This window comes from Chryseobacterium formosum, from assembly GCF_026460885.1.
Classification (GTDB): domain Bacteria; phylum Bacteroidota; class Bacteroidia; order Flavobacteriales; family Weeksellaceae; genus Chryseobacterium; species Chryseobacterium formosus.
The window spans coordinates 1-24,758 of sequence record NZ_JAOVZW010000003.1 but is presented as its reverse complement, the minus strand read 5'-3'; the positions used below and the strand labels follow the sequence as shown (position 1 = coordinate 24,758).

The 24,758-nt window shown below is 33.2% G+C and carries 20 protein-coding genes and 3 tRNA genes; 11 read left to right on the top strand and 12 right to left on the bottom strand.

The window, feature by feature from the left end; genetic code table 11:
- Window positions 1-3: 3 nt before the first annotated feature.
- Window positions 4-1,404, bottom strand: a complete 1,401-nt coding sequence (gene aspA / locus OF897_RS03500) for an aspartate ammonia-lyase (protein WP_267264308.1) — start codon at window positions 1,402-1,404, stop codon at window positions 4-6.
- Between the two features lie 69 nt (window positions 1,405-1,473).
- Window positions 1,474-2,499: an N-acetylmuramoyl-L-alanine amidase gene (locus tag OF897_RS03495; protein ID WP_267264307.1), complete on the bottom strand. Its 1,026-nt coding sequence runs from the start codon at window positions 2,497-2,499 to the stop codon at window positions 1,474-1,476.
- Between the two features lie 136 nt (window positions 2,500-2,635).
- Between OF897_RS03495 and OF897_RS03490 the strand changes: the two genes are divergently transcribed.
- The 4 genes from OF897_RS03490 to OF897_RS03475 all read left to right on the top strand — a co-directional run bounded on the left by OF897_RS03490 (window position 2,636) and on the right by OF897_RS03475 (window position 3,220).
- Window positions 2,636-2,722, top strand: a tRNA-Ser gene (locus tag OF897_RS03490).
- Window positions 2,723-2,736: 14 nt separating this feature from the next.
- A tRNA-Pro gene (locus OF897_RS03485) sits at window positions 2,737-2,811 on the top strand.
- Window positions 2,812-2,842: 31 nt separating this feature from the next.
- Window positions 2,843-2,916, top strand: a tRNA-Arg gene (locus tag OF897_RS03480).
- Window positions 2,917-2,965: 49 nt separating this feature from the next.
- Complete coding sequence (locus OF897_RS03475) at window positions 2,966-3,220, top strand: GIY-YIG nuclease family protein (RefSeq protein ID WP_267264306.1); 255 nt, start codon at window positions 2,966-2,968, stop codon at window positions 3,218-3,220.
- Between the two features lie 158 nt (window positions 3,221-3,378).
- On the opposite strand, the gene OF897_RS03470 is transcribed toward OF897_RS03475, so the two are convergent.
- The 3 genes from OF897_RS03470 to prmA form a co-directional block, all read right to left on the bottom strand.
- The gene (locus OF897_RS03470; RefSeq protein ID WP_267264305.1) at window positions 3,379-3,699 is read right to left on the bottom strand and encodes a hypothetical protein; all 321 of its coding nucleotides are present in this window, start codon (window positions 3,697-3,699) and stop codon (window positions 3,379-3,381) included.
- 61 nt (window positions 3,700-3,760) lie between these two features.
- On the bottom strand, window positions 3,761-4,606 hold the full coding sequence (locus OF897_RS03465; protein ID WP_267264304.1) for an SH3 domain-containing protein: 846 nt from the start codon (window positions 4,604-4,606) through the stop codon (window positions 3,761-3,763).
- A 38-nt stretch (window positions 4,607-4,644) separates the two neighbouring features.
- Window positions 4,645-5,475 (bottom strand): 50S ribosomal protein L11 methyltransferase, encoded by an 831-nt coding sequence (gene prmA, locus OF897_RS03460; protein WP_267264303.1) that lies wholly within the window; start codon window positions 5,473-5,475, stop codon window positions 4,645-4,647.
- Between the two features lie 296 nt (window positions 5,476-5,771).
- On the opposite strand from prmA, the gene OF897_RS03455 reads away from it, so the two are divergent.
- From OF897_RS03455 to OF897_RS03440, 4 genes are all read left to right on the top strand, one after another.
- Entirely contained in the window at window positions 5,772-6,353 is a 582-nt protein-coding gene (locus OF897_RS03455; protein WP_267264302.1) for a Crp/Fnr family transcriptional regulator, read from the top strand.
- Between the two features lie 258 nt (window positions 6,354-6,611).
- Window positions 6,612-8,753 (top strand): S46 family peptidase, encoded by a 2,142-nt coding sequence (locus tag OF897_RS03450; RefSeq protein ID WP_267264301.1) that lies wholly within the window; start codon window positions 6,612-6,614, stop codon window positions 8,751-8,753.
- An 84-nt stretch (window positions 8,754-8,837) separates the two neighbouring features.
- Complete coding sequence (locus tag OF897_RS03445) at window positions 8,838-9,824, top strand: polysaccharide deacetylase family protein (RefSeq protein WP_267264300.1); 987 nt, start codon at window positions 8,838-8,840, stop codon at window positions 9,822-9,824.
- Complete coding sequence (locus OF897_RS03440; RefSeq protein WP_267264299.1) at window positions 9,821-10,900, top strand: GNAT family N-acetyltransferase; 1,080 nt, start codon at window positions 9,821-9,823, stop codon at window positions 10,898-10,900. Before OF897_RS03445 ends, OF897_RS03440 begins: the two co-directional genes overlap by 4 nt.
- Window positions 10,901-10,945: 45 nt before the next feature.
- Here the strand turns inward: OF897_RS03440 and OF897_RS03435 are convergent, their stop codons facing one another.
- The 5 genes from OF897_RS03435 to OF897_RS03415 form a co-directional block, all read right to left on the bottom strand.
- Complete coding sequence (locus tag OF897_RS03435) at window positions 10,946-11,659, bottom strand: 3-ketoacyl-ACP reductase (RefSeq protein WP_267264298.1); 714 nt, start codon at window positions 11,657-11,659, stop codon at window positions 10,946-10,948.
- 162 nt (window positions 11,660-11,821) lie between these two features.
- Window positions 11,822-13,363: a calcineurin-like phosphoesterase C-terminal domain-containing protein gene (locus OF897_RS03430; protein WP_407648269.1), complete on the bottom strand. Its 1,542-nt coding sequence runs from the start codon at window positions 13,361-13,363 to the stop codon at window positions 11,822-11,824.
- A 71-nt stretch (window positions 13,364-13,434) separates the two neighbouring features.
- Window positions 13,435-14,889, bottom strand: coding sequence for a SusD/RagB family nutrient-binding outer membrane lipoprotein (locus tag OF897_RS03425; RefSeq protein WP_267264296.1), 1,455 nt, complete (start codon window positions 14,887-14,889; stop codon window positions 13,435-13,437).
- A 10-nt stretch (window positions 14,890-14,899) separates the two neighbouring features.
- Window positions 14,900-17,878 carry a SusC/RagA family TonB-linked outer membrane protein gene (locus OF897_RS03420; RefSeq protein WP_267264295.1) on the bottom strand — a complete coding sequence of 993 codons (2,979 nt, stop codon included), beginning with the start codon at window positions 17,876-17,878 and terminating at the stop codon, window positions 14,900-14,902.
- 330 nt (window positions 17,879-18,208) lie between these two features.
- A complete protein-coding gene (locus OF897_RS03415; RefSeq protein WP_267264294.1) occupies window positions 18,209-18,955 on the bottom strand; it encodes a glycerophosphodiester phosphodiesterase family protein in 747 nt (248 codons plus the stop codon).
- Window positions 18,956-19,180: 225 nt separating this feature from the next.
- Here OF897_RS03415 and ligA point away from each other — a divergent pair, with 225 nt between their 5' ends.
- The gene (gene ligA, locus OF897_RS03410; RefSeq protein WP_267264293.1) at window positions 19,181-21,181 is read left to right on the top strand and encodes an NAD-dependent DNA ligase LigA; all 2,001 of its coding nucleotides are present in this window, start codon (window positions 19,181-19,183) and stop codon (window positions 21,179-21,181) included.
- Window positions 21,182-21,359: 178 nt separating this feature from the next.
- Here the strand turns inward: ligA and OF897_RS03405 are convergent, their stop codons facing one another.
- Both OF897_RS03405 and OF897_RS03400 read right to left on the bottom strand, forming a co-directional pair.
- Window positions 21,360-22,010, bottom strand: coding sequence for a DUF1349 domain-containing protein (locus OF897_RS03405; protein WP_267264292.1), 651 nt, complete (start codon window positions 22,008-22,010; stop codon window positions 21,360-21,362).
- Between the two features lie 87 nt (window positions 22,011-22,097).
- Window positions 22,098-22,658, bottom strand: a complete 561-nt coding sequence (locus OF897_RS03400) for a sugar O-acetyltransferase (RefSeq protein WP_267264291.1) — start codon at window positions 22,656-22,658, stop codon at window positions 22,098-22,100.
- A gap of 77 nt (window positions 22,659-22,735) precedes the next feature.
- On the opposite strand from OF897_RS03400, the gene OF897_RS03395 reads away from it, so the two are divergent.
- Window positions 22,736-23,491, top strand: coding sequence for a helix-turn-helix transcriptional regulator (locus OF897_RS03395; protein WP_267264290.1), 756 nt, complete (start codon window positions 22,736-22,738; stop codon window positions 23,489-23,491).
- A gap of 73 nt (window positions 23,492-23,564) precedes the next feature.
- Window positions 23,565-24,209, top strand: coding sequence for an MgtC/SapB family protein (locus tag OF897_RS03390; protein ID WP_267264289.1), 645 nt, complete (start codon window positions 23,565-23,567; stop codon window positions 24,207-24,209).
- Window positions 24,210-24,758: the final 549 nt, after the last annotated feature.

Below are 24,758 nucleotides of genomic sequence, written 5' to 3'. Positions count from 1 at the left end.
ATACTATTTATTGTGTGGTTTCAGCATATTTTTAGGATCAAGAATTTCATCTAAACTCTCCTGTGAAAGCAAACCATGTTCAAGAACCAAATTGTAAACACTTTTACCGGTTTCCAAGGCTTCTTTTGCAATTTTTGTAGATTGTTTGTATCCGATATAAGGATTTAAAGCAGTTACGATTCCGATGCTGTGTTTTACCATATTCAGACAAACGTCTTTATTGGCGGTAATTCCGACAACACATTTGTCACGAAGCGTGTCTAAAGCGTTGCAAAGGAAATGGATATTTTCCATGATGGCATGAGAAAGAACCGGCTCCATGACATTTAACTGTAATTGTCCGGCTTCTGCTGCGAAAGTTACCGTAAGATCATTTCCGATCACTTTAAAACAAACCTGATTTACTACTTCCGGAATCACAGGATTTACTTTTCCAGGCATAATTGATGAGCCTGGCTGCATTGGAGGAAGATTTATTTCAGATAAACCAGCTCTTGGTCCTGAAGATAGCAACCTTAAATCATTACAGATTTTTGATAATTTTACGGCAAGACGTTTCATTGCAGAAGAATAAATCACGTAAGAACCTGTATCCGGAGTTGCTTCAACTAAATTTGGCGCAGAAACAACAGGATAACCAGTAATTTCAGCCAAATTTTTAGCGCAAAGAATTGCATATCCAATTGGAGCATTAATTCCTGTTCCAATCGCAGTTGCACCCATATTAACCTCAACAAAAAGATTAGCGTTATTATTCAGTTTTGAAATATCTTCTTCCAAAGTTGCTGCAAAAGCCTCAAATTCCTGTCCCATCGTCATTGGAACCGCATCCTGAAGCTGAGTTCTTCCCATTTTAATCACATCCTGAAACTCTTTTCCTTTGTCACGGAAAGCTTCAACAATGCTTTGAAGTTTTTTCACTAAAGTTTCGTTCATCTGCAACAATCCCATTTTGATTGCCGTTGGATAAGCGTCATTTGTTGATTGGGATAAATTGATATGATCGTTTGGTGAACAAAATTCGTATTCACCTTTATTTTTTCCTAATTTTTCTAAAACTCGGTTTGCAATCACTTCATTAGCATTCATGTTAATCGAAGTTCCTGCTCCACCTTGAATCATATCTATCGGAAACTCACTGTGAAATAATCCCCCAATTAATTCATCACAGGTTTCTGCAATTTTAAAATATAAATCCTGGTCTAAAAGCCCTAATTCGTAATTGGTTTTTGCTGCAGCTTTCTTCACGAACGCCAAACCTTTGATAAATTCTGGATATGATGATAAAAGCTGTCCTGAAATTTTAAAATTATCAATAGCTCTTTGAGTCTGAACACCATAATAAGCACCAATCGGAACGTTTAATTCACCGAGAAGATCACTTTCCTGTCTGAAATTTTCCATTAAATGATATTTAATAGTTTATTGTATTTAATTAATAAAAAACGCACCGTAAAGATGCGCTTTAAAAATTTATTTTGTTGGATATTTTTGATTTAAAGCTTGAAGAATTGCCCATGTTTCGGCATCCATAATTCCGTTATAGTTTTGAGGACGGAAATGATATTGTAATGCTTCAATAGTTTTTTTTGTCGCATCATCCCACTTTCCGCTGCTGTCAAGAGCATAACCAAACTTTTGCAATGCCATCTGAATTGTATAAATAAATGCGGCATCATTATATTTTGTAGAAATATCAGTTTGTGCCGCAGTAAGCAAAGTTTGTTTTGCTGCTTCATCATACCACATTCCTATTTGATAATCATCATACAGTTTTTTCCAAGGGAAAAGTGGTCCCGGATCTTGCTTTCTAGTCGGTGCAATATCTGAATGTGCTAAAACATTGGTAGCAGGAATTTGATATCTCGTCACAATATCCTTTGTTAGAGCTGCCACTTTTTTGATTTGATCATCACTAAACGGTTCAAAAGTTTTTGCGCCAGTTGCATCTGCCTTATAACCCATGTTTACAATTTCAATTCCTATGGATGTATCATTAAGGTTTTTATCGGCACGCCAAGCGCTTACTCCCGCATGATAAGAACGTTTATTTTCATCAACTAATTGATAAATTTCGTTGTCACCCAAGTTATTGACTAAATAATGCGCACTTACAGACTGTTTTGTAAGAACTTCAATAGATTTATCATCCGGTAAAACCGTGTAATGCAAAATCAGATATTTTTGTCTGAAATTTTGGGCAATCGCAGGGAAATGCGTTTTTACAACTTTATATCCCGCAGGTTTTGCCGACACGATGGAACCATAACTTGCGGTGTTATCATTTTTCGTAACATCTGCAATATTTGTAGTAAAAAATTCCACGCCATGTTCTTTTGTGACTTGTGGTTTTATTTTTTCCTGTGAATCAGAATTAACAGCTGTTTTTGGCTGTACGACAGCTGTTTTAGTACGATAAATATTTTTATTATTATTTTTCTGCGATGTACATGAAAAAACCAATGTACTTAAGCCGATGATATATAATGTTTTACGCATCAGATTAGATTTTTAATCATTTATAAGCGTAAAAATACACAATTTTTTCTTGAATTTTATTTGGTAAATAAAGAAATCTATTCTATATTTGCACTCGCAATAACGGAACAGCGATCTTTACAAAAACGTTATTATTGGAGAGTTGCCTGAGTGGCCGAAAGGACATGTTTGCTAAACATGCGTACTGGTAACGGTACCAAGGGTTCGAATCCCTTACTCTCCGCAGCATGACTTATTCGGGGCGTAGCGTAGTCCGGTCATCGCGCCTGGTTTGGGACCAGGAGGTCGCAGGTTCGAATCCTGCCGCCCCGACTGTTTTAGTAATTTTCTCAAAATTACAAATGGGTGCGTAGCTCAGCTGGATAGAGCATCTGCCTTCTAAGCAGACGGTCTCAGGTTCGAATCCTGACGCGCTCACTTAAAACTCATAACATCTGTTGTGAGTTTTTTTGTTTATAGTAATTTCATGTGTTTTTGCTATATACTTTATTCAAAATCTCTTGACCAATATTACATTGGACATTCTTGTGAAGTTTTACAAGAGAGACTAAGAAAGCATCTTTCAAATCATAAAGGATTTACTTCAAAAGCTAAAGACTGGATTATTATATATTCTGAAAATTATAATTCTAAATCTGAAGCTTATAAAAGAGAATTTAAAATAAAAGCTTGGAAGAGTAAATTGAAAATAATAAAGTTAGTCGAAAGCTCAACTAGATAGAACATCCCGATTTTAATCGGGACAGTCTCAGGTTCGAATCCTGATGCGCTCATATAAAACTTACAACGTTTGTTGTGAGTTTTTTTTATTTATATTTTCTAAAGATTATCCAAATCCGGAACTCCATTGCCAATCATTAAGTAAGATTTCACTCATTATTAAAACCATAACTTGATAAAATATTCTGCAAAAAGTTTCAATCCACGCTCTACTTTTTCATTAATATCTTTAAGCTCTAAGTGTTTAAAATTCTCGGGATAAACTTGATATTCGAAGGGAATGATCATTTCACCTAATATCTCACTCCAATACTTTTCTTTTTCTGCAAAAGATCTCTTCTGAGAAAAATGTTCAACGTTTGAAAAATCTGGAACTGAAGGCGCACTTTTACTGTCTACTTTATCTTTAAACTCTTTTAATCTGGGATAAATAAAATCTGACAGTGTATATTTCAGATCATAAAGCTCTTCTTTTGTCATTATATAAAATTTAAAAACCACCGTAAATATACAGTGGTTTTCAAATTTATGATTAAAAATTTTATTTTAGTTTGTAAGAATTTCCGTTCCAAAGATAGGTTTTCGAAACCTTTTTCTTCTTCTCCCGATCTTTCTCATCTTTTTCCATTTCCTCCATTTTAAAAATAAAAGCATTTGGAACTCCACCTTTATCATTCGGGAAAATAAATTCTTCGGAGTGATAATATACATCGGCATCTCCAACATTCATTAATTGTGGAAGAGCAACCAATTTTTTATCTTTAAAGAAAACATATTGATCATAACTTGCAATTCCGCACGCTTCCCCCGAAACAGTAGCTTTAATAGTCAATTCTACATTTTGTAGTTTATGATTACTTTCAATATTGAATGTTCCATAACTCAGACTTTCACCCGAACCTGTTTCAAAAGAAACCTCATCAATTAAAATATTTCCTTTAACAACTTTTACAGAAGCATAATTCTGTTGAATATTAATTTCAGGATATTCTTTATCTTTTTTATTAACTGTTTTTGTTAAACCAAAAAGAAAATCGTAGCCATTTTTATTTCTAAAACCCACACAAAGATTTCCACCCCAAATGTAACCTTCAGAAGTTTTATCGCCTTTCTGATACGATATTTTATACCAATTAGCTCTTCTTTCGCCCAATTTTAAAATAGTTTCATCTTTTTTAAGAATCAAAATTTGCTGATTGGTTTGCAAAGAATCCAAAATTTGAGCATTGACATTCGGAGATCGTCGAATTCTCGTCCAGTCGGTGAATATTTTCTGGGGTTTATTTTCTTCAAAACTGAAAACTCCGTTTGCATAAACGTAATCTTCTTCCTGCGCAGAAAAAATCTGAACAGTGAGTAGAAATAAAACGGTGAATAAGCTTTTCATAACTTAAGGTTGAGGCTAAGTTTAAGGTTTACGGTTAGCTACTTCTTTTCAAGTAATAAACTTACCCATTCTTCTCTCTGCAATTTCTTTTTCAGTTCTAAATTGTTTTCTTTACAAACTTCAAGAATATCGTCAACATCAAAGAAACACAATCCTGAAAGCAATAATTCCCCACCTTCATTCAATACAGAAACGTAAGTCGGAATGTCTGAAATCAAAATATTTCTATTGATATTCGCCAAAATAATGTCGTAATTTTCTTTTCCTAAATTTTCTGCAGTTCCCAATTCAATATCCAATTCTACCCCATTTCTTACAGCATTTTCCTTTGAATTTTCAACTGACCATTCGTCGATGTCAATTGCTTTTGTATCACCTGCTCCGATTTGTTTTGCATAAATCGCTAAAACTGAAGTTCCACAACCCATGTCCAAAACTTTTTTGTCATTGAAATCAATATCCATCATTTGTTGGATCATCAAATGCGTTGTTGGATGATGTCCCGTTCCGAAAGACATTTTTGGCTGAATGATAATTTCGTGCATTCCGGGAACAGATTCGTGAAATTCGGCTCTGATTAAAACTTTATCATCAATATTGATCGGCTCGAAATTCTTTTCCCATTCTTCGTTCCAATTGATATTCGGCATTTCTGTGAAAGTATACTCAATTTTCACTTCTTCATTTTGGAAAAGTGGCAAAGCTTTCAATTCTTCTTCTTTAAATAAATCTTTCTGAATATATCCTAAAATACCATGAATTTCTTCCGTGAAACTATCAAAACCTATCTCAATAAGTTCTGCCATTAATATATCACTCCAAGGCTGAAGCGGGAAAATCCTGAAATCGAATTCTAAATAATTTTGCATGTGAATAATTTGTTGCAAAAATAAAACTTTAAAAACGGAATACTTTAATGATTTTAGATTTAAATAACAAAGATTAAATCAGTAAAACAAAAATAAACTATGAAAACATCAACTTGATTTTAAATTTACACAACATCATAATTATTGGTTCATATTTTGAATGAAATTCACTTGAAAAATGATTTCATTTAAGCTTTAAATATTTTGATTTAAAAGAGAGATGAGCCAAAACTAAGTTTTAATACTAAATAAAACTGTATTTTTGTGTCACCAAACCCAATATTCATAAGCCTTTCATGGAAAAGTTACTCAGCATTTATAATTCGATAGAAGGTCTTTCTCAGGAAGAAGCAAATTATCACGTCAATAAATTTGAAAGAATGGTTTTCCCTAAAAAAACATTGATTTTAGAGGAAGGAACCGTCGAAGATTACCTCTATTTTATTGACAGCGGAATTATCCGTTTTTTTGTAAATAAAGTGCATCCAACAGAGCCTTCCAAAGAAATTACATTCTCTTTTATTGCTGAAAATATGTTTTGCAGCGCTTATGATTCGTTCATTACGAGAACTCCATGTGCATATAATGTAAAAACTGTTCAGGAAACGGTGGTTTATAGAATTCATCATGATGATTTGCAGGAATTGTATGAAAGAAGCAAAATTGGAAATTATCTGGGAAGAATTTCTGCAGAAAATCTTTATGTAAGAAAAACTCAGCGTGAAATCTCATTATTAATGCACAGTGCAGAAGAGCGATATTTAAATTTAGCAAAAGCTTACCCAAAATTTATTCAGGAAATTCCGTTAAAACATATTGCTTCTTATATAGGAATCACTCCACAAGCGCTAAGCCGTATCAGAAAACAGATTTTATGAACATAGGTTCATTTTTTATCCCGAAAATTATCTGTTTCTTTGCCAACAAATAAAGGAACACAAGTGATGAAATTTCTTTATTTCAAAATCAATGAAATATAACATCATCACAGTGTAAGAGATTTTTAAATTTATTTATAAAATCTTTAGCTGAAAAAAACATAATCCCGGAAGACCCTTTCTAAATTTAAATTTTAGGAAGGGTTTTTCTTTTTGCAAAAAATTAAAATGTGTATTTTTAGGCAAAATTTTTAAATAATGATAAAACGTAATATTCTTATTGCTTCGGCTTTCTTCAGTTTTTCTTTAGGAATGGCGCAGCAATACGGTGGAATGTGGATTCCTACGGAACTCAATGAAAAAGAAATGAAAGATCTCGGTATGAAAATCTCTGCAAAAGACATTTTCAATACTCAAAAACCGAGCATCAAAGATGCAGTAGTACAGTTCAATGGTGGTTGTACAGCCGAAATCATCTCTCCGAAAGGATTATTACTTACCAATCATCACTGTGGTTACGGGCAAATTCAGGCGCATTCTACTGTACAAAATGATTTGCTTTCCAACGGTTTTTGGGCTAAAAATATGGGAACAGAACTTCCAAATCCGGGAGTTACCGTAGATTTCATTGTTGACATTAAAGATGTTTCTGCACAGATTTTAGAAAGTACAGATAATCTTCAGGATCAGGATTTAGCTAAAAAAATTGCCAACAATATCGAGGTTTATAAAAATTCTCAGAAAATTGAAAGCTATCAGTCGATTTCTGTGAAGCCAATGTATTATGGTAATAAATATTATGCTTACGTCATCGAAACTTACAAAGATGTACGTTTGGTTGGAGCACCGCCACAAAGCATCGGAAAATTCGGTTCAGATACTGATAACTGGGTTTGGCCAAGACATACGGGAGATTTCTCGATGTTCAGAATTTACGCTGATAAAAACAACAAACCTGCAGAATATTCAAAGGACAACGTCCCTTACGTTCCGAAGCATTATCTTCCGGTTTCCATTAAAGATAAAGCTGAAAATGATTTCACATTCGTATTTGGATTTCCTGGAAGAACAACAGAATACCTTCCGGCAATTGCAGTTGAAAAAATCATGAAAGAGATTGACCCTGCAAGAATTGCTGTGCGAGATGTTGCCTTGAAAACTTTAGATGAAAAAATGCGTACAGATGATGCAACGAGAATTAAATATGCTTCAAAATTCGCATCTGTAGCGAACTACTGGAAAAAATGGATCGGTGAAGTAGAAGGTTTGAAAAAATCTAACGCAGTACAGAAGAAAGTAATGTATGAAGGTTCTTTGGTTGCAAAAAATCATGAAATCAAAACGACTTTAGATCAACTGAACAAGTTATACAATGACCAGGCTCCTTATGCTTTAAACAATGCTTATTACAGTGAAGTGATAAGAAATGCGGAGACTTTTGCGCTTGCAAATCTATATTCAAATTACATCACTTCTTTGGAAGCAGGAAAAATGGATGAAAAAGGCACAACGGCCTTCAAAACCAAATTGACTTCTTTCTACAAAGATTATAGCGCAGAATTAGATTCTAAAGTTACTGCTAAACTTTTAGCTTTATACGCCAACAAAACTGAAGCGCAGTTTTTACCAGCAGGTTTCGATAAATATAAAAATGAAGCGCAGAATATTGCAAGCTTTGAAGAATTGTCGAAAAATTCTGTGATTACGGGAAGAAGTCAGGTAAACGGTGCAGTTCTTAATGCAGATATTGAGAAAGCATTTTCTAATCAGGACAAATTAATAAAAACGATTAAAAAAGATGCTGTTTATCAGTTATTCATGAGTATAAAAGATACTTATATGAAAACTGCTGATCCGCAATTCACAGGTTTACAGTCTAAGATTGATGTTTTGCAGAAGAAGTTTATGGCGCAGCAAATTTCTACAGATAAAGACAGAAAATTCTTCCCGGATGCAAACTCAACACTTCGTGTAACATACGGAAAAGTAAAAGGTTCTACACCGAGAGACGCAGTTTCTTATGATTATCAGACTCATTTAGCTGGAGTAATCGAAAAATATGTTCCGGGAGATTACGAATTTGATGTTCCACAAAAACTGATCGATTTGTACAATAAAAAAGACTACGGAAATTACAAAGATAAAAGCGGTGACGTTCCTGTAGGATTTACAGCAACCAATCACACAACCGGTGGAAATTCCGGGAGCCCGGCTTTGGATGCACACGGAAATTTGGTTGGATTAAACTTCGACAGACAATGGGAAGGAACAATGAGCGACATTAATTACGACCCTCGTTTCAGCAGAAATATTATGGTTGACACGAAATATATTCTTTTCATTATCGATAAATTTGCCGATTCAAAATGGCTGATTGATGAGATGAAAATTGTGAAGTAATTTTTAAATTTCATATATTTAGAATCTATTTAGGTTTTGCTTTTGGTAAAAATTTAAATAGATTCTTTTTTTTAATAATTTCTAATGCTAAAAGATAAAATCATTCAGTTTTTTTCACAATTTGAGAGTGAAAATATTGAAAATTCATTTCCTCTTAATTACTGTCTTCCCGTTTATCATTGCGTTTCGGATGAAAACTTACCTCATCTTAATCAAATTATTAAATATAAAAACATAAAACAGTTTGAAAGTGATTTAGATTATCTTTCAAAGTATTTTCAGTTTGTAAATTGGGATGAATTTAAAGATTTTATTAAAGGAAATTTTAAACCTAAAAAGAAAATTGCTTTATTAACTTTTGATGATGGGTTGAGTGAATTTTATGATATTATTGCTCCGATTTTGGAGCGAAAAGGTATTTATGCTATCAACTTTATCAATCCTGCTTTTATTGATAATAAAGATTTGATGTTTAGATCTAAAGCAAGTTTAATTGTTAATAAAATTAAATCCGGACACATTAAAAATCAAGAAATCAACCCTATTTTTTCATCTGAAAATCATATTGAAGAAATTCTAAAAATCAAGTATGAAAACAGAATAGAGCTTGATGAAATTGCCGAAAAACTTGACATCAGTTTTGATTCTTTTCTTCAGGAACAAAAACCTTATTTAGATTTAAATCAACTTAAAGAACTCACCAGTAAAGGTTTTGGAATTTCTGCTCACAGTTGGGATCATCCTCTTTATCATGATTTATCATTGACTCAACAGTTGGAAACAACACAAAAAACATTAAATTATTTAAAAGAAAATAATCTGATGACCGACAGTTTTGCTTTTCCTTTTACAGATTTTAGCGTGGGGAAAGATTTTTTTGAAGAACTTTTTAAAAACAAAAATCTCTTCTGTACTTTTGGAAGCGCAGGAATAAAAACTGACAATATTGAAAGAAATTTTCAAAGAATACCTATGGAAACAGGTGAAAACGCTGAATTGATTTTAAAAAAAGAAATTTCGTATTACAAAATGAAAAGATTTATCAATAAAAATAAAATCGTCAGAAAATGATTCAGCTTAAAACTTTAAATAAAAAACAGCTTGCAGAATTTGTTTCGTCTGGTGATTTTGAAAAGTATGATTTTCTTCCGATTACAGCTCACAGAGCCAAGTCTCACATCAACAATCCAAAAGCGAAAGATGAACAGACATTACTTATTTTAGCTTTTGAAAATGAAGATTTAGCAGGATATATAGGATGTTTTCCGGATGAATTTAATATTAAAGATAACAGATTTTCTTATGCCTGGTTGAGCACTCTTTTCATCAGTGAAAAATTCAGAGGAAAAAGAATTGCTCAGCAACTTTTAAATAAAGTATTTGAAGAATACAATGGAAATATCGCCATAACTGAGTTTACCAAAGAAGCAGAAAGTCTCTACAATAAAATTGGAGTTTTTACTTATATTGAACCTAAAGTCGGGAAAAGATTTTATTTTAAAACAGATTTAGCAACGATAATTCCTGTAAAAAAACCTAAATTTAAATCTATACAACCTCTCTTTTCAATTGCAGATGGAGTTTTTAACGGTGTTGTTTCATTAAAAAATATTGGTGCTAAAAAACCTAATTTTAAATTTGAAATCATTGGAAAACCCGATGAAGAAAGTACAAAGTTTATCAATCAATTTGAAAGCAACAGAAATACTGACGATTTTAAATGGATGATAGAAAATCTCTGGGTTTTGGAAGGCAAGAAACCTGATGAAAGATATTTATTCTCAAGCTTTTCTCAAGTTTTTAAATACTTTTGGGTAAAAATCTATAATGAAAATAATGAATTAATCTGTTGTTCTCTTCTTCTTTTAAGAGACGGACATTTAAAAATTTCATATCTATTTTCAAATAATAAGTTGGATAGATTTATTGATTTTCTTGGCTGGTTTGTCACAAGAAATAAGGTAAAAATCCTGACAAGCTATCAGACTCAACTTAACGAAGCGATAAAAAAGAAAAGCAATTTCCCAAAGATTTACGAGAGAGATTTGGAGCGGCGATATATGTTTCACCAAAATCTAATTAAAAATCTACCCGAAAATTTCAATCCAAATTTCCAGGATGGTGACGGAGATTGTGTGATGACTTAAAATAAAATGCCGGAAAAGATATCCGGCATTTTTGTTTATTTTGAATTAAGGATTCGTAGAGAAAATAGATCCATTCGCAATCAATGCACGTCTGTTCATTTTCAAAATATCTCTTACCCATTCTGCGAAATCTTCAGGCTGAAGAACTTTCTCAGGATTTCCATCTGTTAATCCGCCTTCAATTGACATATCAGAAGCGATTGTACTTGGCGTTAAAGTTACTACTCTGATGTTTTGTTTTCTCCATTCTGCCATCATTGATTGAGATAATGAAACTACTGCCGCTTTTGAAGCCGCGTAAGCCGACATATTCGGTCCGCCTTTTAAACCTGCAGTTGACGCAACGTTGATGATATCGCCTTCACCTCTTTCTTTCAGAAATGGATAAACAGCTTTTGCCGCATAATAAACTCCAAAAAGATTGGTTTTAATAACCTGTTCCCACACTTCAGACGACATCTCTTCGATGCTTCCAAAGTCCCCGATTCCTGCATTGTTGATGAGAATATCTACTCCGCCTAATTGCCCTACAATTGATTCTATTCCTGCTTTTACATGAATTTCATTGTCTATGCTGAAAACTGCGTACGCTGCTTTTACACCCAATTTCTGGATTTCGTCGACAGTCATTTTAAGATTTTCTTCGTTTCTTCCGGTGATTCCTACATTCACTCCTTCACTGGCAAGGATTAAAGCTACAGCCTTTCCCAGACCTCTTCCACCACCTGTAACGATGGCGTTTTTTCCGTTTAGATTCATTATTTAAATTTTATTGGTACAAATTTACGAAACCATTTTTTTAAACAAGTGTTTATTAATTTGATTTAATAAAAATTAATGATCTGCAAATTCTATTTCAAAACAAAACCAACTTACGAATAAGCTGGTTTCTTGAAAGTAATATATAAAAGAAAAATTAAATTAAGGTATAAGAATTGAGTTTTCAACTTCAAATTCTTCTGTCGCAGTAAACTCATTTCCGTACATATCTTGAGCTTTTACTTCAACTTTATGTTTTCCGAGACTTAGTTTATTTCCAAATCCTCCTGTCCAAATATGTTTTGACTGTTCAGGATTTGAAGGTCTTCTTCCCGGGAACAAATCATTCGTAGTATCCCATTTGAAAACTGACATTGCAAAGTTGGGATCGATGGTTTCGTTGTATTCCATATCTTCCCATTTTCCGCCGTCGATTCTGTATTGCACCTTATCTTTTTTGCTTCCCATAAAGAAATTAGCTAAGATTTTAGCAGAAGTTTTCAACGGATGAGGAATTACTTTAGGTACATACAACTGAATCTGATAATCTTCAGATTTTCCGGCTGTTTTGTATTTAACTTTATATTCATTATCATTAAAACTGATAAAAGAATATCCTTTTGCAGTACCGTCTCTCATTGTTGAAGTTGGTAAGCCAATTTCATCTGAAGTTCCTGACCACCAATCTCCGCAGGTTGTTCCTACATTATATTCATGAAGATCTTTTGTATTGTTCCAACCTTGCGCTTTTCCATAGAAAATCTGCTGTTGAATATGCGTATGAGCCGATAAAAGCAATGCATTTTTGAATGGTGATAAAGCATCAAATAATTTCTGACGGTCAGCATTTCGGAAATTATCCTCATTATTATGATCTAATGGAATGTGAAACGAAACCACAATCAGTTTGTTTTTATCAACATGTTTCAAATCATTTTCTATAAACTGAATCTGATCTTCTCTGAAACCACCCCAATATCCTTTTCCGTCTCTTGGATCCGGATAAAGAATATCATCAAGTACCATAAAATGTACGTTTCCGTAGTTGAAAGAATAATTTGCAGGACCGAAAGTTGCTTCAAAAGTTTCGTCTGAAAGCTGGTCTTCTTTCGCATCATAATTCATGTCATGATTTCCCATCACATTGTACCAAGGCAAACCAATTTCCTTCATTACATCTGCATAGGGTTTTTGAAGACTTAAATCATCGCCCACCAAATCACCCAAACTGATTCCGAAAACTGCATTTTTCTTATTTCCTTTAACTTCATTTACAATCGCTCTTTTAAAATAATCAAGCTGTTTTTCTGTGTAGGGTTGCGGATCTCCGAAAACTAAGATATCGAAATTTTTGCTTTCATTTTGTTTGTTTAAGGCGAAATTTAATTCTTTCGGAAGTGTTCCGGTTGGCGCAGTTCCTTTATACTTGAAATCTGAAGGTGAGCCTTTTGGTTTATACTGATAATAATATTGTGGTAAATTGTTTTGATTTAAAGCAACCATATAACCGGAAGGTTTAATTACAAAAATAGTCTGTCCTTCTACGATTGGTAAACTGTATTTTCCCTTTTTATCGGTTAAAACAACCTGAGCTCCGTTGGATACGGCAACATTTTCAATACCTTTTTCTCGGTTTTCCTTTTTCTGATTTTTATTTGAATCTTCAAAGACATATCCTGAAATTGAAGTTTGTGAAAGTGCCATTGATGATATTAGCAATGACGGAATTATATATTTTAAATTCATATTGATTTAGATTATTGATTAATTTAGAATTACTGGTTCCACCACATTTTTACATTGATATTGTCACCACCCATTTGCTGAACTGCCGCTTGATAGTTTGTTGCATTTAAAACTCTGGGATTTGGCGGATACATCAATCGTGAAGGAAGCATACCATTGTTTAAAAGCCCTCCGTTATTTGGAAGTACAGGAAAACCGGTTCTTCTTTTTTCAAACCATTGCTGCTGATCTACAAAAAACAACGCTACATACTTTTGCAACATGATTCTTTCTAAAGAATTATTGTAAGCCACATTTGAATTTGCAAAATAGTTAGTTGGTACGGCTGTTCCCCATTGTTCGATTGCTGCTTTTACTCCATTTTCATAGAAAGTTTGTGCATTTCCGGGAATAATTCCTTTAAAAGATAATTCAGAAAGGATAAATTGTAATTCAGCATACGGGAAAATCAAAATATTCAGTGGTGCTTTTGCTAAATTCTGATTCATATTCGAAGGTTGATAATTAAAGGTTGTTCCATACGCATATCCTGTAGGAGCACCTTTGTAGCCAATATTTGCCTGCGGTGGAGCAATATTTTTAGCCTGACCAAAAAACAACGCCATTCTGGGATCGTTATTTGCCTTTAATGTTTCTACAAAAAACTCAGAAGCTACTCTTCCCGTCGTAAAATCCTGCGGTCTGGCAATTGGAGGAAGTAGTGGCGCAACTCCTGTTACACTTACTTTTGCCGTTTCTGCATTGCTTTGAAAAACAGGATATTTTGTAGGATCATTTACGATTTCTAAAATTCTTTCGTTGACGTTAACTTCTCCGTTTTTCTTTAATATTCTGGTTAATAATCTTAATGAAAGAGAATTACAGAATTTTTTCCAGTTTATAATTCCGTTTGCATCACTTTCTGCTTTATAGAAAATATCTGAACCTGTAAGCGTTTTAGTTGTTACAAAAAGTGAGTTAGCCGTTTTTAATTCATCCAACAATTTCACATAAATATCTTTCTGCTTATCAAATTTTGGCTGAGTGACTCCTTCATCCAGATTTGAAGCTTCAGAAAAAGGAACATCGCCGTAAGTATCTGTAAGATTAGAATAAACCCATGCATTTAGTACCATAGAAATTGCCCGATAATTGGGATCATTATCTCTTTCTGCGGCATCTCTCATGTCTTTAATTTGCTTAAGCCATTTGTAGCTGTTATTCCAAAAACCGGCACCTGTGTTTTCAGTAATATTGTATCTGCTCAAAGTGTTTCCTTCATTGGGAAAATCTAATGACACCTGCATAATATCAAATGTAAAATCATTGGCACGCATATAATTAACTGCCGCCATGTTGTACTGTATAGGAACCAAAAGTTTTGAAGCTACAGGTTGATTTATCCTGCTTTCGTCAACATTTACTTCATCCAGATTTCTGTCACAAGAAACTGAGATCATACCAATTCCTGCAATTAATACTATATTTAAAAGTAATTTTTTCATGATTAAAATTTTAAAATTTAACGTTAAGCTGAATACCTACTGTTCTCGCTGTTGGCAACTGCCCCATCTCAACACCCGGTGTAATTTGATTATCATTGAGAGTTGCAGCTTCAGGATCAAATAATGGAAACTTCGTCCACATCCAAAGATTCCTTCCGAATAATGAAAGTGTAAGATCTGTGATTTTTAGCTGTTCGGTAACATTTTTAGGAAAAGTATAGGCAATTCTTGCATCTCTTAATTTAATGAAAGAAGTGTCGAAAGTATTTGTTTCTACATTGGCCCTTCTGTAATAATCTGCGTAATAAGCCGAAGCCAAAATACCTTTTGTATTCGGTGAGAATGATCCGTCTGGATTTTGTACAACCCCATTTCCGATAATTAAACCTCCCGGATTATCTCTTCCAGCCAATGTATGACCCAATTTTCCCTGTTCTGACATCTTGTGATGCGATTGCGAATAAGCCATTCCTTTATACTGACCATCAAATGAGAAGCTCACCGTAAAATTTTTATATTTGAATTCATTTTGAATTCCTGCACGCCATTTCGCATACGCATTTCCTATTTTTTTCATCTGCGTTGGCTTACCCGTCAAACCATCTGTAGCGTTATAAATTACCTGACCATCCGGAGAATACATCAACCCATAACCATACATATCTCCCAACGAACCGCCAACGAAAGCATTATAGTAAACAACTCCACCTACACTTCCCATTGTGTAAGGTTCACCCTTAAATTCTTCTGGAAGAGATAAAATTTTGTTTGTGTTCATCGACCAGTTTGCATTTACGCTCCATGAAAAGTTTTTGTTTCTGACAGGAAACGTATTTAAAGTCATTTCTAAACCTCTGTTTCTTACTTCTCCGGCATTGATCATTCTGTTACTGTAGCCTGTTTCCCATAAAGTTGGGATTTTTACAATCTGATCTTTTGAATTGTTCTGATAGGCTGTAATCGTGTAATTGATTCTGTTTTTAAGAATACTTATATCCATTCCTGCCTCCATATTCGAAATCATGTTTGGTCGAAGATTCGGATTTGGATACAGTGACGGAGATTCTACGGATCCGTTGAAATCACTGTTGTTATAATATTTAATCAATAAATAAGGATCTGTATCATTTCCTACTTTTGACCATGAGGCTCTCAGTTTCCAATAATTAAACTTATCCGAAGTCAGTTTAAAAATATCTGAAAGGATAAATGAAGTTCCTACCGATGGATAGAAATAAGATCTGTTTTCCTTTGGCAAAGTACTGCTCCAGTCGTTTCTGGCTGTAAGATCCAAAAACATTTTATTCTGATATCCTAAAGTTGCTAAAGCATAAGTACTGTTTACCTGTTTGTCGTTTGGCTTTGCAAATTTTATAATGGTTGATATTGCATTTGGCATTGTGTAAACACCTGGTTTTAGCAATCCTTCCGCCAAGTAATCATTCATTGTATATTCAGTATAACGGATGTTTCCTCCGACCGATGCACTGAAATCGAAATCTTCGTTAAACTGTTTCTTGTAAGTAAATAAAACATCATTATTAAGATCCATTAATCTTATATGCTGCTCTCTGTACATTCCCTGAAGGTAATTTGCAGAACTCCAAGGTCTTTTTTGGGTACGCAATTCGTTATTCAATTCCATTCCGGATCTTACCATCACCTCCAGGTTTTTGGTAATTTTATAATTAAGATTTACATTTCCGGTAAGAAAGTTTTTGTCTACACCATTCAGCATTTCATAGGCAATCAGATAAGGATTATCAATAAATGAACTGAACGGGTGTACCTGATCAATTTGCTCCTGACCTTTTTTCCAGATCGGTCTATACCATGATAAGTCAACATTTGGATTCTGGAAAATCATGAAATATGAAATCGACTGATTGCTATATCCTGTAGCAGGTAAATTATCACTTTTGGTTTTATTATAATTTAATTTAATACCCATTTTTAGTTTTTCACTTAGCTTGTGATCAACTGAAAACGCTGCATTAAATCTATCAAACCCTGTATTTGGCATCATCCACTCATTTTTCAAATAAGTAAGAGAAGAACGGAATGCTGTATTGTCATTGGAAGCCTCAACCGAAATATTATTTGAAAAAGTAGTTCCTGTTTCCCAGAAATCTTTAATATTATTCTTGTAAGGCTGCCACAATTTTCTTTCTGCACTTTGTCCTTCTATTGTCGGATCATACTGAAAATAATACTGTCCTGCGAATCTTGGTCCGAAAGCACTACTCGTTCCACCTGTATTTACACCATCTGCAGAAGCTTGATATGAATAGAAATAATTTCCTTTTGTATCTTTCTGCATCGTTCCCTGACCATATTCATACTGATAATCCGGCCATTTCAAAACTGTATCGTAACTCGAATAAGAATTCAAACTTACCTGAACTTTTCCTTTTCTGCTTTTCCCGGATTTTGTAGTGATCATAATTGCACCACCCGCTCCTCTTGAACCGTATAATGCAGATGCAGTAGAACCTTTCAGCACCGTAACTGATTCAATATCGTCAGGATTTATGGTATTAATTCCATTTCCATAATCGATTGGTAAATCTGCTTTCGCTCCTGCTCCGTATGATGAGAAACCGGTTCCGGTTGTATTATTATTTAAAGGAACACCATCTACAACGATTAATGCATTATTTTGATCAGGATTCATTGAAATATCACCTCTCAATTTAATAATCGAACTACCTAATGGTCCAGCTCCCGCTGTCTGAATTTTCAGACCGGCAACTTTTCCTTCCAATGCTTGCGACCAGTTGTTGTTCTGAGTCTTTAATAATTCGTCAGACTTAATGGTTTCTGCAACATATCCTAAAGATCTATCCTGCCTTTTGATACCAAGAGCCGTCACTACAACTTCATCTATTGTTTTGATGGAATCTTTCTTTACCTGCTCTTGAGCTGCAATATTTACACTCACCAATCCCAAAACAGATAAAAAAAGTAATTTTTGAGTCTCTTTACGCATATACTTTTTTGTTTGCGCAAAATTAGAAAGCTATGACGAGCATAACTTTAATATCATTTTAACATATTTTAAATAATTTTTAAACATCATATTAATTTATGATTAACGAATATTCATAAACTTTTAAATTACAGACCGTTAAAAGAATGAACTATTTTTAATACAAAAAGTGAATTATTTTCGCATACCTTTATTGTCTTTTCCTGAGAAAATAAAACATACCACATAAATACCACGAAGTATTTTAAGTTTAAAACAATTTGTTTTTAAAGAAAAAAATCTGCCTCAGTTTGAGACAGATTTATATTTGGAATTTATTTTAGCTGAATTTTATTTCCCTTTCAACTGATCCGGAATGTTGGTCGTAACAAATCCAATTCCATGAGCTTTTAATTCTTCGTAAACTTTCATATCGTTTACCGTCCAGGAATTTGTAATCAATCCTAAAGATTTAGCTTCCGAGATCCAAGTTGGATTTTTCTGAAAAACACTAAAATGATAATCTAAACCATCTAAATTTTCACTCTTGATTTGCTCAGGAGATAATTCTCCATTTAGATATTGAACTTTAAATTTAGGTTCAACCATTTTAATTTCCTTACAGATATTTAAGCTAAACGAGATAAATTCACTTTGAGATTCAAGCTTCATATCTTTTACCATTTTAATGGTTTTTGCCACAATCTCATTTTCTTTTTCCTGAGATTTAATCGGTTTAATTTCGATAATTAGCTTCAAAGATTGGTCTTTCTTCCCTTGTTTCAAATAATCTTTTAAGGTTGGAAGCTTTTCACCGTTTGAAAGTTTTAATTTTTCCAATTCTTTGAAATCGGTTTCTTCAATAATCATTTTTCCGTGATGCTCATCATGATTAATGACCAAAACACCGTCTTTCGTCATTCTCACGTCGAATTCAGCTCCGTAAATTTTTAATTTCTGTGCATTCTCTAATGCTTTGATAGAATTTTCTGTTGTTGGAGGATTGGTTTGAAAATAACCTCTGTGTGCGATAATTTGAGTTTGTGCATTCATAAAAGCTGTCGTTAAAACTGCAAACCCTAAGATAAACTTTTTCATAATTTAATTATTCTTCTGCATTATTATTTTTTCAGTTAGAATGAAATCTATTTTAAAACTGAAATTTAAAACAATATAATGATATAAATAGATTTGAGCGCAAAGGTAGAAAGAGATTCCTGATTAGCTTTAAAATGAATTTAAACATTTCCTGAATTTAATCTTAATTTTAATCGCCATTTTCTCCGCAATACTTATTATTTTTGTTGAAAAGATACAAAACCCATGTCCGAAAACATTCAGCATAAAATTGAGCAACTAAGAAAAGAACTTCATCAGCATAACGAAAACTATTATCTTTTGGATGAACCGAGTATTTCTGATATGGAATTTGATCTTCTCTTAAAAGAACTTCAGGATTTGGAAGCAAAACATCCGGAATATCACGATGATAATTCACCTACAATTCGTGTTGGTGGTGGAGTTACAAAAATTTTTCCGACGATTCAGCATCAGTTCAGAATGTATTCTTTGGATAATTCTTACGATTTTGATGATTTGGAAGACTGGGAAAAACGTATTATCAAAACGATTGATGAGCCTGTAGAATTTGTCGCCGAGTTAAAATATGATGGTGCATCTATTTCGATTCTTTATGAAAACGGAAAACTGACTCAAGCTGTAACTCGTGGTGACGGATTTCAAGGTGATGAAATTACGGCAAACGTTCGCACAATTTCAGATATTCCTTTAAAACTGACTGGAGATTTTCCTGAAAGTTTTTTTATGAGAGGTGAAATTTATTTAACGAGAAAAAATTTCGAAAAAATCAATAAACTTCGTGAGGAAGAAGGTCTTGATCCATTTATGAATCCACGAAATACGGCAAGCGGAAGTTTGAAAATGCAGGATAGTGGTGAAGTAAGAAAACGCAGACTTTCATCAGTTCTTTATCAATTTGTTTCAGGTGAAGTTCCCACAGAATCTCATTGGGAATTGTTGCATAAAGCTCAAGATTGGGGTTTCAAAATTTCCAATCAGGCAAAATTGTGCAAAACATTAGACGAAATAAAAGAATTTATTAATTTTTGGGATGTTGAAAGACACAATTTACCTTTTGAAATTGACGGAATTGTCTTAAAAGTAAATTCATTAAAACAACAAAGACAACTTGGTTACACGGCAAAATCCCCACGTTGGGCAATGGCGTATAAATTTAAAGCCGAAAAAGTAGAAACCGAATTACAAAGCGTTTCTTACCAAGTTGGAAGAACGGGCGCAATTACTCCTGTTGCTAATTTGAATCCCATTTTATTAGCCGGAACGATTGTAAAAAGAGCTTCTTTGCATAACGAAGATATTATCAAAAAACTCGATTTACATGAAAATGATTTTGTGTATGTAGAAAAAGGAGGTGAAATTATACCAAAAATTGTTGGCGTAAATACTGAGAAAAGAACTTCCGAAAGCAAAGAATTAGAATACATTAAAAACTGTCCGGAATGTGGAACTGAATTGGTAAAAGTAGAAGATCAGGCAATCCATTTTTGTCCGAATGATTTGCATTGTCCACCGCAAGTTGTAGGAAGAATGATTCATTATGTTTCCAGGAAGGCTTTAAATATTGATAACTTAGGAAGCGAAACGATTGAACAGCTTTACAAAGAAAGACTGATTGAAAATCCTGCAGACTTTTATGCTTTAACGAAAGAACAGCTTCTTCCATTGGAAAGAATGGCTGAAAAATCTGCTCAGAATATCATTGACGGAATTGAAAAATCAAAAGAAATTGCTTTTGAGAAAGTTTTATACGGAATCGGAATTAAACACGTTGGAGAAACTGTTGCTAAAAAATTAGTGAAAAATTTCAACACGATTGATGATTTAAAAAATGCTACTGCAGAAGAACTGTGTCAGGTTGAAGATATCGGGATGAAAATCGCAGTAAGTATTGTAGATTTCTTCAATAATTCTGAAAATATCCTGATGCTTGAAAGACTTAAATCTTATGGAGTTCAGCTGGAGAAAGGCGAAAATACAAACGAGATTTTATCTAATGCTTTAGAAGGAAAAACATTTTTATTTACAGGAAAATTATCCCTTTTTACAAGAGAATCTGCTGAAGAAATGGTTGAAAAGCACAACGGTAAAAATATTTCTGCGGTTTCTAAAAATCTGAATTATCTGGTTGTTGGCGAAAAAGCAGGAAGTAAACTAAAGAAAGCGCAGGATATCGGTACGATTACGATTTTGGATGAACAGCAGTTTTTGGATTTAATAGGATAGAAAGATTAAGGCAAAGGTTGATATTCTATCTGCAAAAATTTGTAAGTATACCGAAAATTTTAGCCCTGATCGTAACGACATCCTTTTGCGGAACGAAGTGGAGCAAAAGATACAGTGAAGAGCAGGTTCCTGGCTCCTAAAAAAATAAACTCTCAGAATCTATCTGAGAGTTTTATGTTTACTGATTTTTTTTCAGCCATTCCAAACGACGCTGATCCGGAAGATGCTTTACCGAAAAGTTTTCAAAGGTTGCTTTAAAACCATTTCCATCAGGACTTGCCGCCATGAAGCCCACTTTAACGGGAATGTTGTCTTGCAAATAAGCATTTCTCATCATCACATATTCTTTATCATCAAATGAATAAAAAATTTCAACTGCATCCAATCTACGAACTGCTTTTATCCAGACAAAAGGCGGCGTTTTATCTAAAACAATCACACTCCAATCGCTAGTTTTATGGGTTACAACGGTACTTAAATTAAATTTTCCATCTACGAATTCCACTCCTGCTTTAATATAATTTTGTTCATCAATTCTCAGCATCAATCCCATTTGGTCAAAACGGGCTTTGTAATCGCCTGTAATTTTCACTTTTGTTTCAAATTCTCCGCCATAGGTTGAATAATAAAATGGAGCATCATCAACCGTAAAGCCATAATGTGAAATTCTCCAGTAATCACTTTGAGGTGTTACTGTCATTGTAAGTTTTTTATCTTTGATTTCCCATTGAGATGGCTCATTGAACCAGGTCATTTTTTCTAAAGATTGGGCTTTCAATCCTTCAAAAAAAGATAAAATCATCAAGGATGCAAATATTTTTTTTTTCATTTCTTAGATTTAAATAGTAGATTTTGATCTCGCAGATTATTGTTTTTAAATACTAAATCAGAATAACCAGCGAGAATTTAAAAGATTCTAAATTTCTCGAATTACTTTACATGGATTTCCGAAAGCCAGAACATTAGCAGGAATATCTTTCACCACCAAACTTCCTGCTCCAATTACAGTATTATCACCAATCGTAACACCGGGAAGAATGGTGCAACCGCCGCCAATCCAAACATTATTTCCTACTGTGATGGGTTTTGCATCTTCCAAACCTCTATTTCTTTGTTCCGTGTCTAAAGGATGTCCTGCCGTATAAAATCCGCAGTTGGGAGCGATGAAAACATTGCCACCAAAAGTCACTTTTGCACAGTCGAGAATAATGACATTGTGGTTGGTATAAAAATTTTCGCCAATCTCTATATTGTAGCCGTAATCACAGTAAAATGGCTGTTCGATAAGAAATCTATCCGCTGCTTTGCCAAAAAGATTTTTGATTATGCTTTTTCTTTCCTCAATTTTAGATGGTAATAGATGGTTGTATTCGAAACACAAATCTTTACATCTTTGTCTTTCCTCAACCAAAGTAGAATCACCTGCATCATATAATTCACCGGAAAGCATTTTTTGTTTTTCGTTCAGATTATTCATTGTATTTTTACATTAATAACAAAGCAAAAATAAAGGCTTTGCATTGTAATATCAATACTGAATAATAACCATTTTAAATGATTAATCCCAAATCTAACCTTCAAAACCAACTTCTGCAGCAAGATTTTTCCGAAAACGAAGAAGTAGAAAAACTACAGTTGAAAGATTGGCAAAAAATGGGAAAGGACTTTGCCCAACTCGAAAACGGAATTGCTATTTTAAGCGACCTCAAAAATAATAAAAGCTATATTTACTCGGGAAAGTTAGCGGATGAATTACATATTTTTCAGGAAAAAGATGCTCAAGAAATTGAAAGCATTTGGGAAGATGAACTTTTTAACAAACTCAATCCCGAAGATGTTTTGCAGAAACATGTTTTGGAACTTCAATTTTTTCAAATGATGAAAATGATTCCTTTTGAAAAACGCAGTGATTTTTGTGTAATGAGCAGATTAAGAATTTTAAATAGCTCACAATCTTTGATTCATAAAATGTTTTATTTCTCAAATTCAAAGCATCATAATGTTGAACTAGCACTTTGTCTTTATCATTTCGATTTCTTTCAGAATCAATCGTATTTGGGGATGATTTCCAATACTTCCAACGGAACTATTATTTATCAAACAGAAACAGAAAATTCTACTTTTCTTTCCCTCCGTGAAAAAGAAATATTAAAAATGATTAAGCAAGGAAGAAAAAGTAAAGAAATTGCAGAAATATTATTCATTAGCATTAATACAGTAAATCGTCACAGACAAAATATTCTTGAAAAAATGCGCGTTTCCAACACCACGGAAGCCTGTATTCTAGCAATGAAGATGAATTGGATTTAATAGACTGAAGTGTTTATTAATGTTTGAGTATGTATGTTTTAAAATAATGTAACTTTATTTAAAATAATAGCTAATGGATTTTTTAAAAGACCACTCCATACAAAACGAATTGTTACTGATTTTCATTTCAGTATTACTTGGTCTTTGCATCGGCACAGAACGAGAATACCGTAATAAATCTGCAGGATTAAGAACTTTTATTCTAGTTTGCTTCGGTTCATGTCTTTTTACTATTCTTTCCATCAAAATCGGGGTAAGTAATCCTGATCGATTAGCTGCAAATATTATTACTGGAATCGGTTTTCTCGGAGCAGGAGTAATTTTCAAAGGAGACAATAAAATCGACGGAATTACAACGGCCACTACAATTTGGGCAACAGCATCAATCGGAATGGCAGTTGGTTCAGGATATGTTTATTTATCCGTTTTAGGAACTGTTTTGGTGTTACTAATTTTAAGTTCACTTACATATTTTCAGAATTTCATCGATAAAAATCATAAGATAAGAGAATATAAAATTGTCGTTTCAAATAAAGAAGATCTTCAATATTGTGAAAGTTTGTTTAAAGAAAATAATCTTAAATTTATTGTTATTAAGCAACAGTTTTCATCAGAAAATTTAGTTACAATATGGCGCCTTACAGGCAAAAATAGGCATCATGATATACTGATAAAAATGATGATGAATGAAGCGAAGATAAATTCTTTTGCATTTTAAGTTCAATTTATATTTTGCCTAGTCTTTTTTAGATTATCTAATATCCAAATCTTTGTGAATAATTGTTTAGTTACTCAAAGGATAGAAAACTTGTATGAAGTGTATATACTTCTCCTTATTAAAGTCAAAATTCATCACAAGTAGGAACAAACTATAAATCTCTATTTATTTGATTAAAGATAAATGCAAGTGAAGTGATAACTTTTTCTATCCGAGCTAGGGAATATTTTGAATAAAAAAATTTTATGATTAATATAAATATTCAGATATGAGGTGAGCCTTGAACCTTGGCTCATAAAATATTGGCTTTTGAATATTTTTATAGCTTATTGAATGAAAATATATTCGTTAAGGATAAAATACAAATACTCGAATTCTATTTCAAAGATATTCACTTGTGAATAAACTTTTAAATTTTGATTTAACTTCTCAGTAATAAATCTTGAATAAATAGTTTGAACCTAAAACATAGAAGTTTATGTGTATAATGGTGTGATACTACTGATCCTTGAGTTTAGGGTATAAAAAAACTCCTCGAGTCATAAAGAC

What these genes read in the sequence shown, in the direction of transcription:
- aspA (WP_267264308.1), bottom strand. Translation starts at nt 1,404, where the DNA reads ATGGAAAATTTCAGACAGGAAAGTGATCTTCTCGGTGAATTAAACGTT.
- OF897_RS03495 (WP_267264307.1), bottom strand. Translation starts at nt 2,499, where the DNA reads ATGCGTAAAACATTATATATCATCGGCTTAAGTACATTGGTTTTTTCA.
- OF897_RS03475 (WP_267264306.1), top strand. Translation starts at nt 2,966, where the DNA reads ATGTGTTTTTGCTATATACTTTATTCAAAATCTCTTGACCAATATTAC.
- OF897_RS03470 (WP_267264305.1), bottom strand. Translation starts at nt 3,699, where the DNA reads ATGACAAAAGAAGAGCTTTATGATCTGAAATATACACTGTCAGATTTT.
- OF897_RS03465 (WP_267264304.1), bottom strand. Translation starts at nt 4,606, where the DNA reads ATGAAAAGCTTATTCACCGTTTTATTTCTACTCACTGTTCAGATTTTT.
- prmA (WP_267264303.1), bottom strand. Translation starts at nt 5,475, where the DNA reads ATGCAAAATTATTTAGAATTCGATTTCAGGATTTTCCCGCTTCAGCCT.
- OF897_RS03455 (WP_267264302.1), top strand. Translation starts at nt 5,772, where the DNA reads ATGGAAAAGTTACTCAGCATTTATAATTCGATAGAAGGTCTTTCTCAG.
- OF897_RS03450 (WP_267264301.1), top strand. Translation starts at nt 6,612, where the DNA reads ATGATAAAACGTAATATTCTTATTGCTTCGGCTTTCTTCAGTTTTTCT.
- OF897_RS03445 (WP_267264300.1), top strand. Translation starts at nt 8,838, where the DNA reads ATGCTAAAAGATAAAATCATTCAGTTTTTTTCACAATTTGAGAGTGAA.
- OF897_RS03440 (WP_267264299.1), top strand. Translation starts at nt 9,821, where the DNA reads ATGATTCAGCTTAAAACTTTAAATAAAAAACAGCTTGCAGAATTTGTT.
- OF897_RS03435 (WP_267264298.1), bottom strand. Translation starts at nt 11,659, where the DNA reads ATGAATCTAAACGGAAAAAACGCCATCGTTACAGGTGGTGGAAGAGGT.
- OF897_RS03430 (WP_407648269.1), bottom strand. Translation starts at nt 13,363, where the DNA reads ATGGCACTTTCACAAACTTCAATTTCAGGATATGTCTTTGAAGATTCA.
- OF897_RS03425 (WP_267264296.1), bottom strand. Translation starts at nt 14,889, where the DNA reads ATGAAAAAATTACTTTTAAATATAGTATTAATTGCAGGAATTGGTATG.
- OF897_RS03420 (WP_267264295.1), bottom strand. Translation starts at nt 17,878, where the DNA reads ATGCGTAAAGAGACTCAAAAATTACTTTTTTTATCTGTTTTGGGATTG.
- OF897_RS03415 (WP_267264294.1), bottom strand. Translation starts at nt 18,955, where the DNA reads ATGAAAAAGTTTATCTTAGGGTTTGCAGTTTTAACGACAGCTTTTATG.
- ligA (WP_267264293.1), top strand. Translation starts at nt 19,181, where the DNA reads ATGTCCGAAAACATTCAGCATAAAATTGAGCAACTAAGAAAAGAACTT.
- OF897_RS03405 (WP_267264292.1), bottom strand. Translation starts at nt 22,010, where the DNA reads ATGAAAAAAAAAATATTTGCATCCTTGATGATTTTATCTTTTTTTGAA.
- OF897_RS03400 (WP_267264291.1), bottom strand. Translation starts at nt 22,658, where the DNA reads ATGAATAATCTGAACGAAAAACAAAAAATGCTTTCCGGTGAATTATAT.
- OF897_RS03395 (WP_267264290.1), top strand. Translation starts at nt 22,736, where the DNA reads ATGATTAATCCCAAATCTAACCTTCAAAACCAACTTCTGCAGCAAGAT.
- OF897_RS03390 (WP_267264289.1), top strand. Translation starts at nt 23,565, where the DNA reads ATGGATTTTTTAAAAGACCACTCCATACAAAACGAATTGTTACTGATT.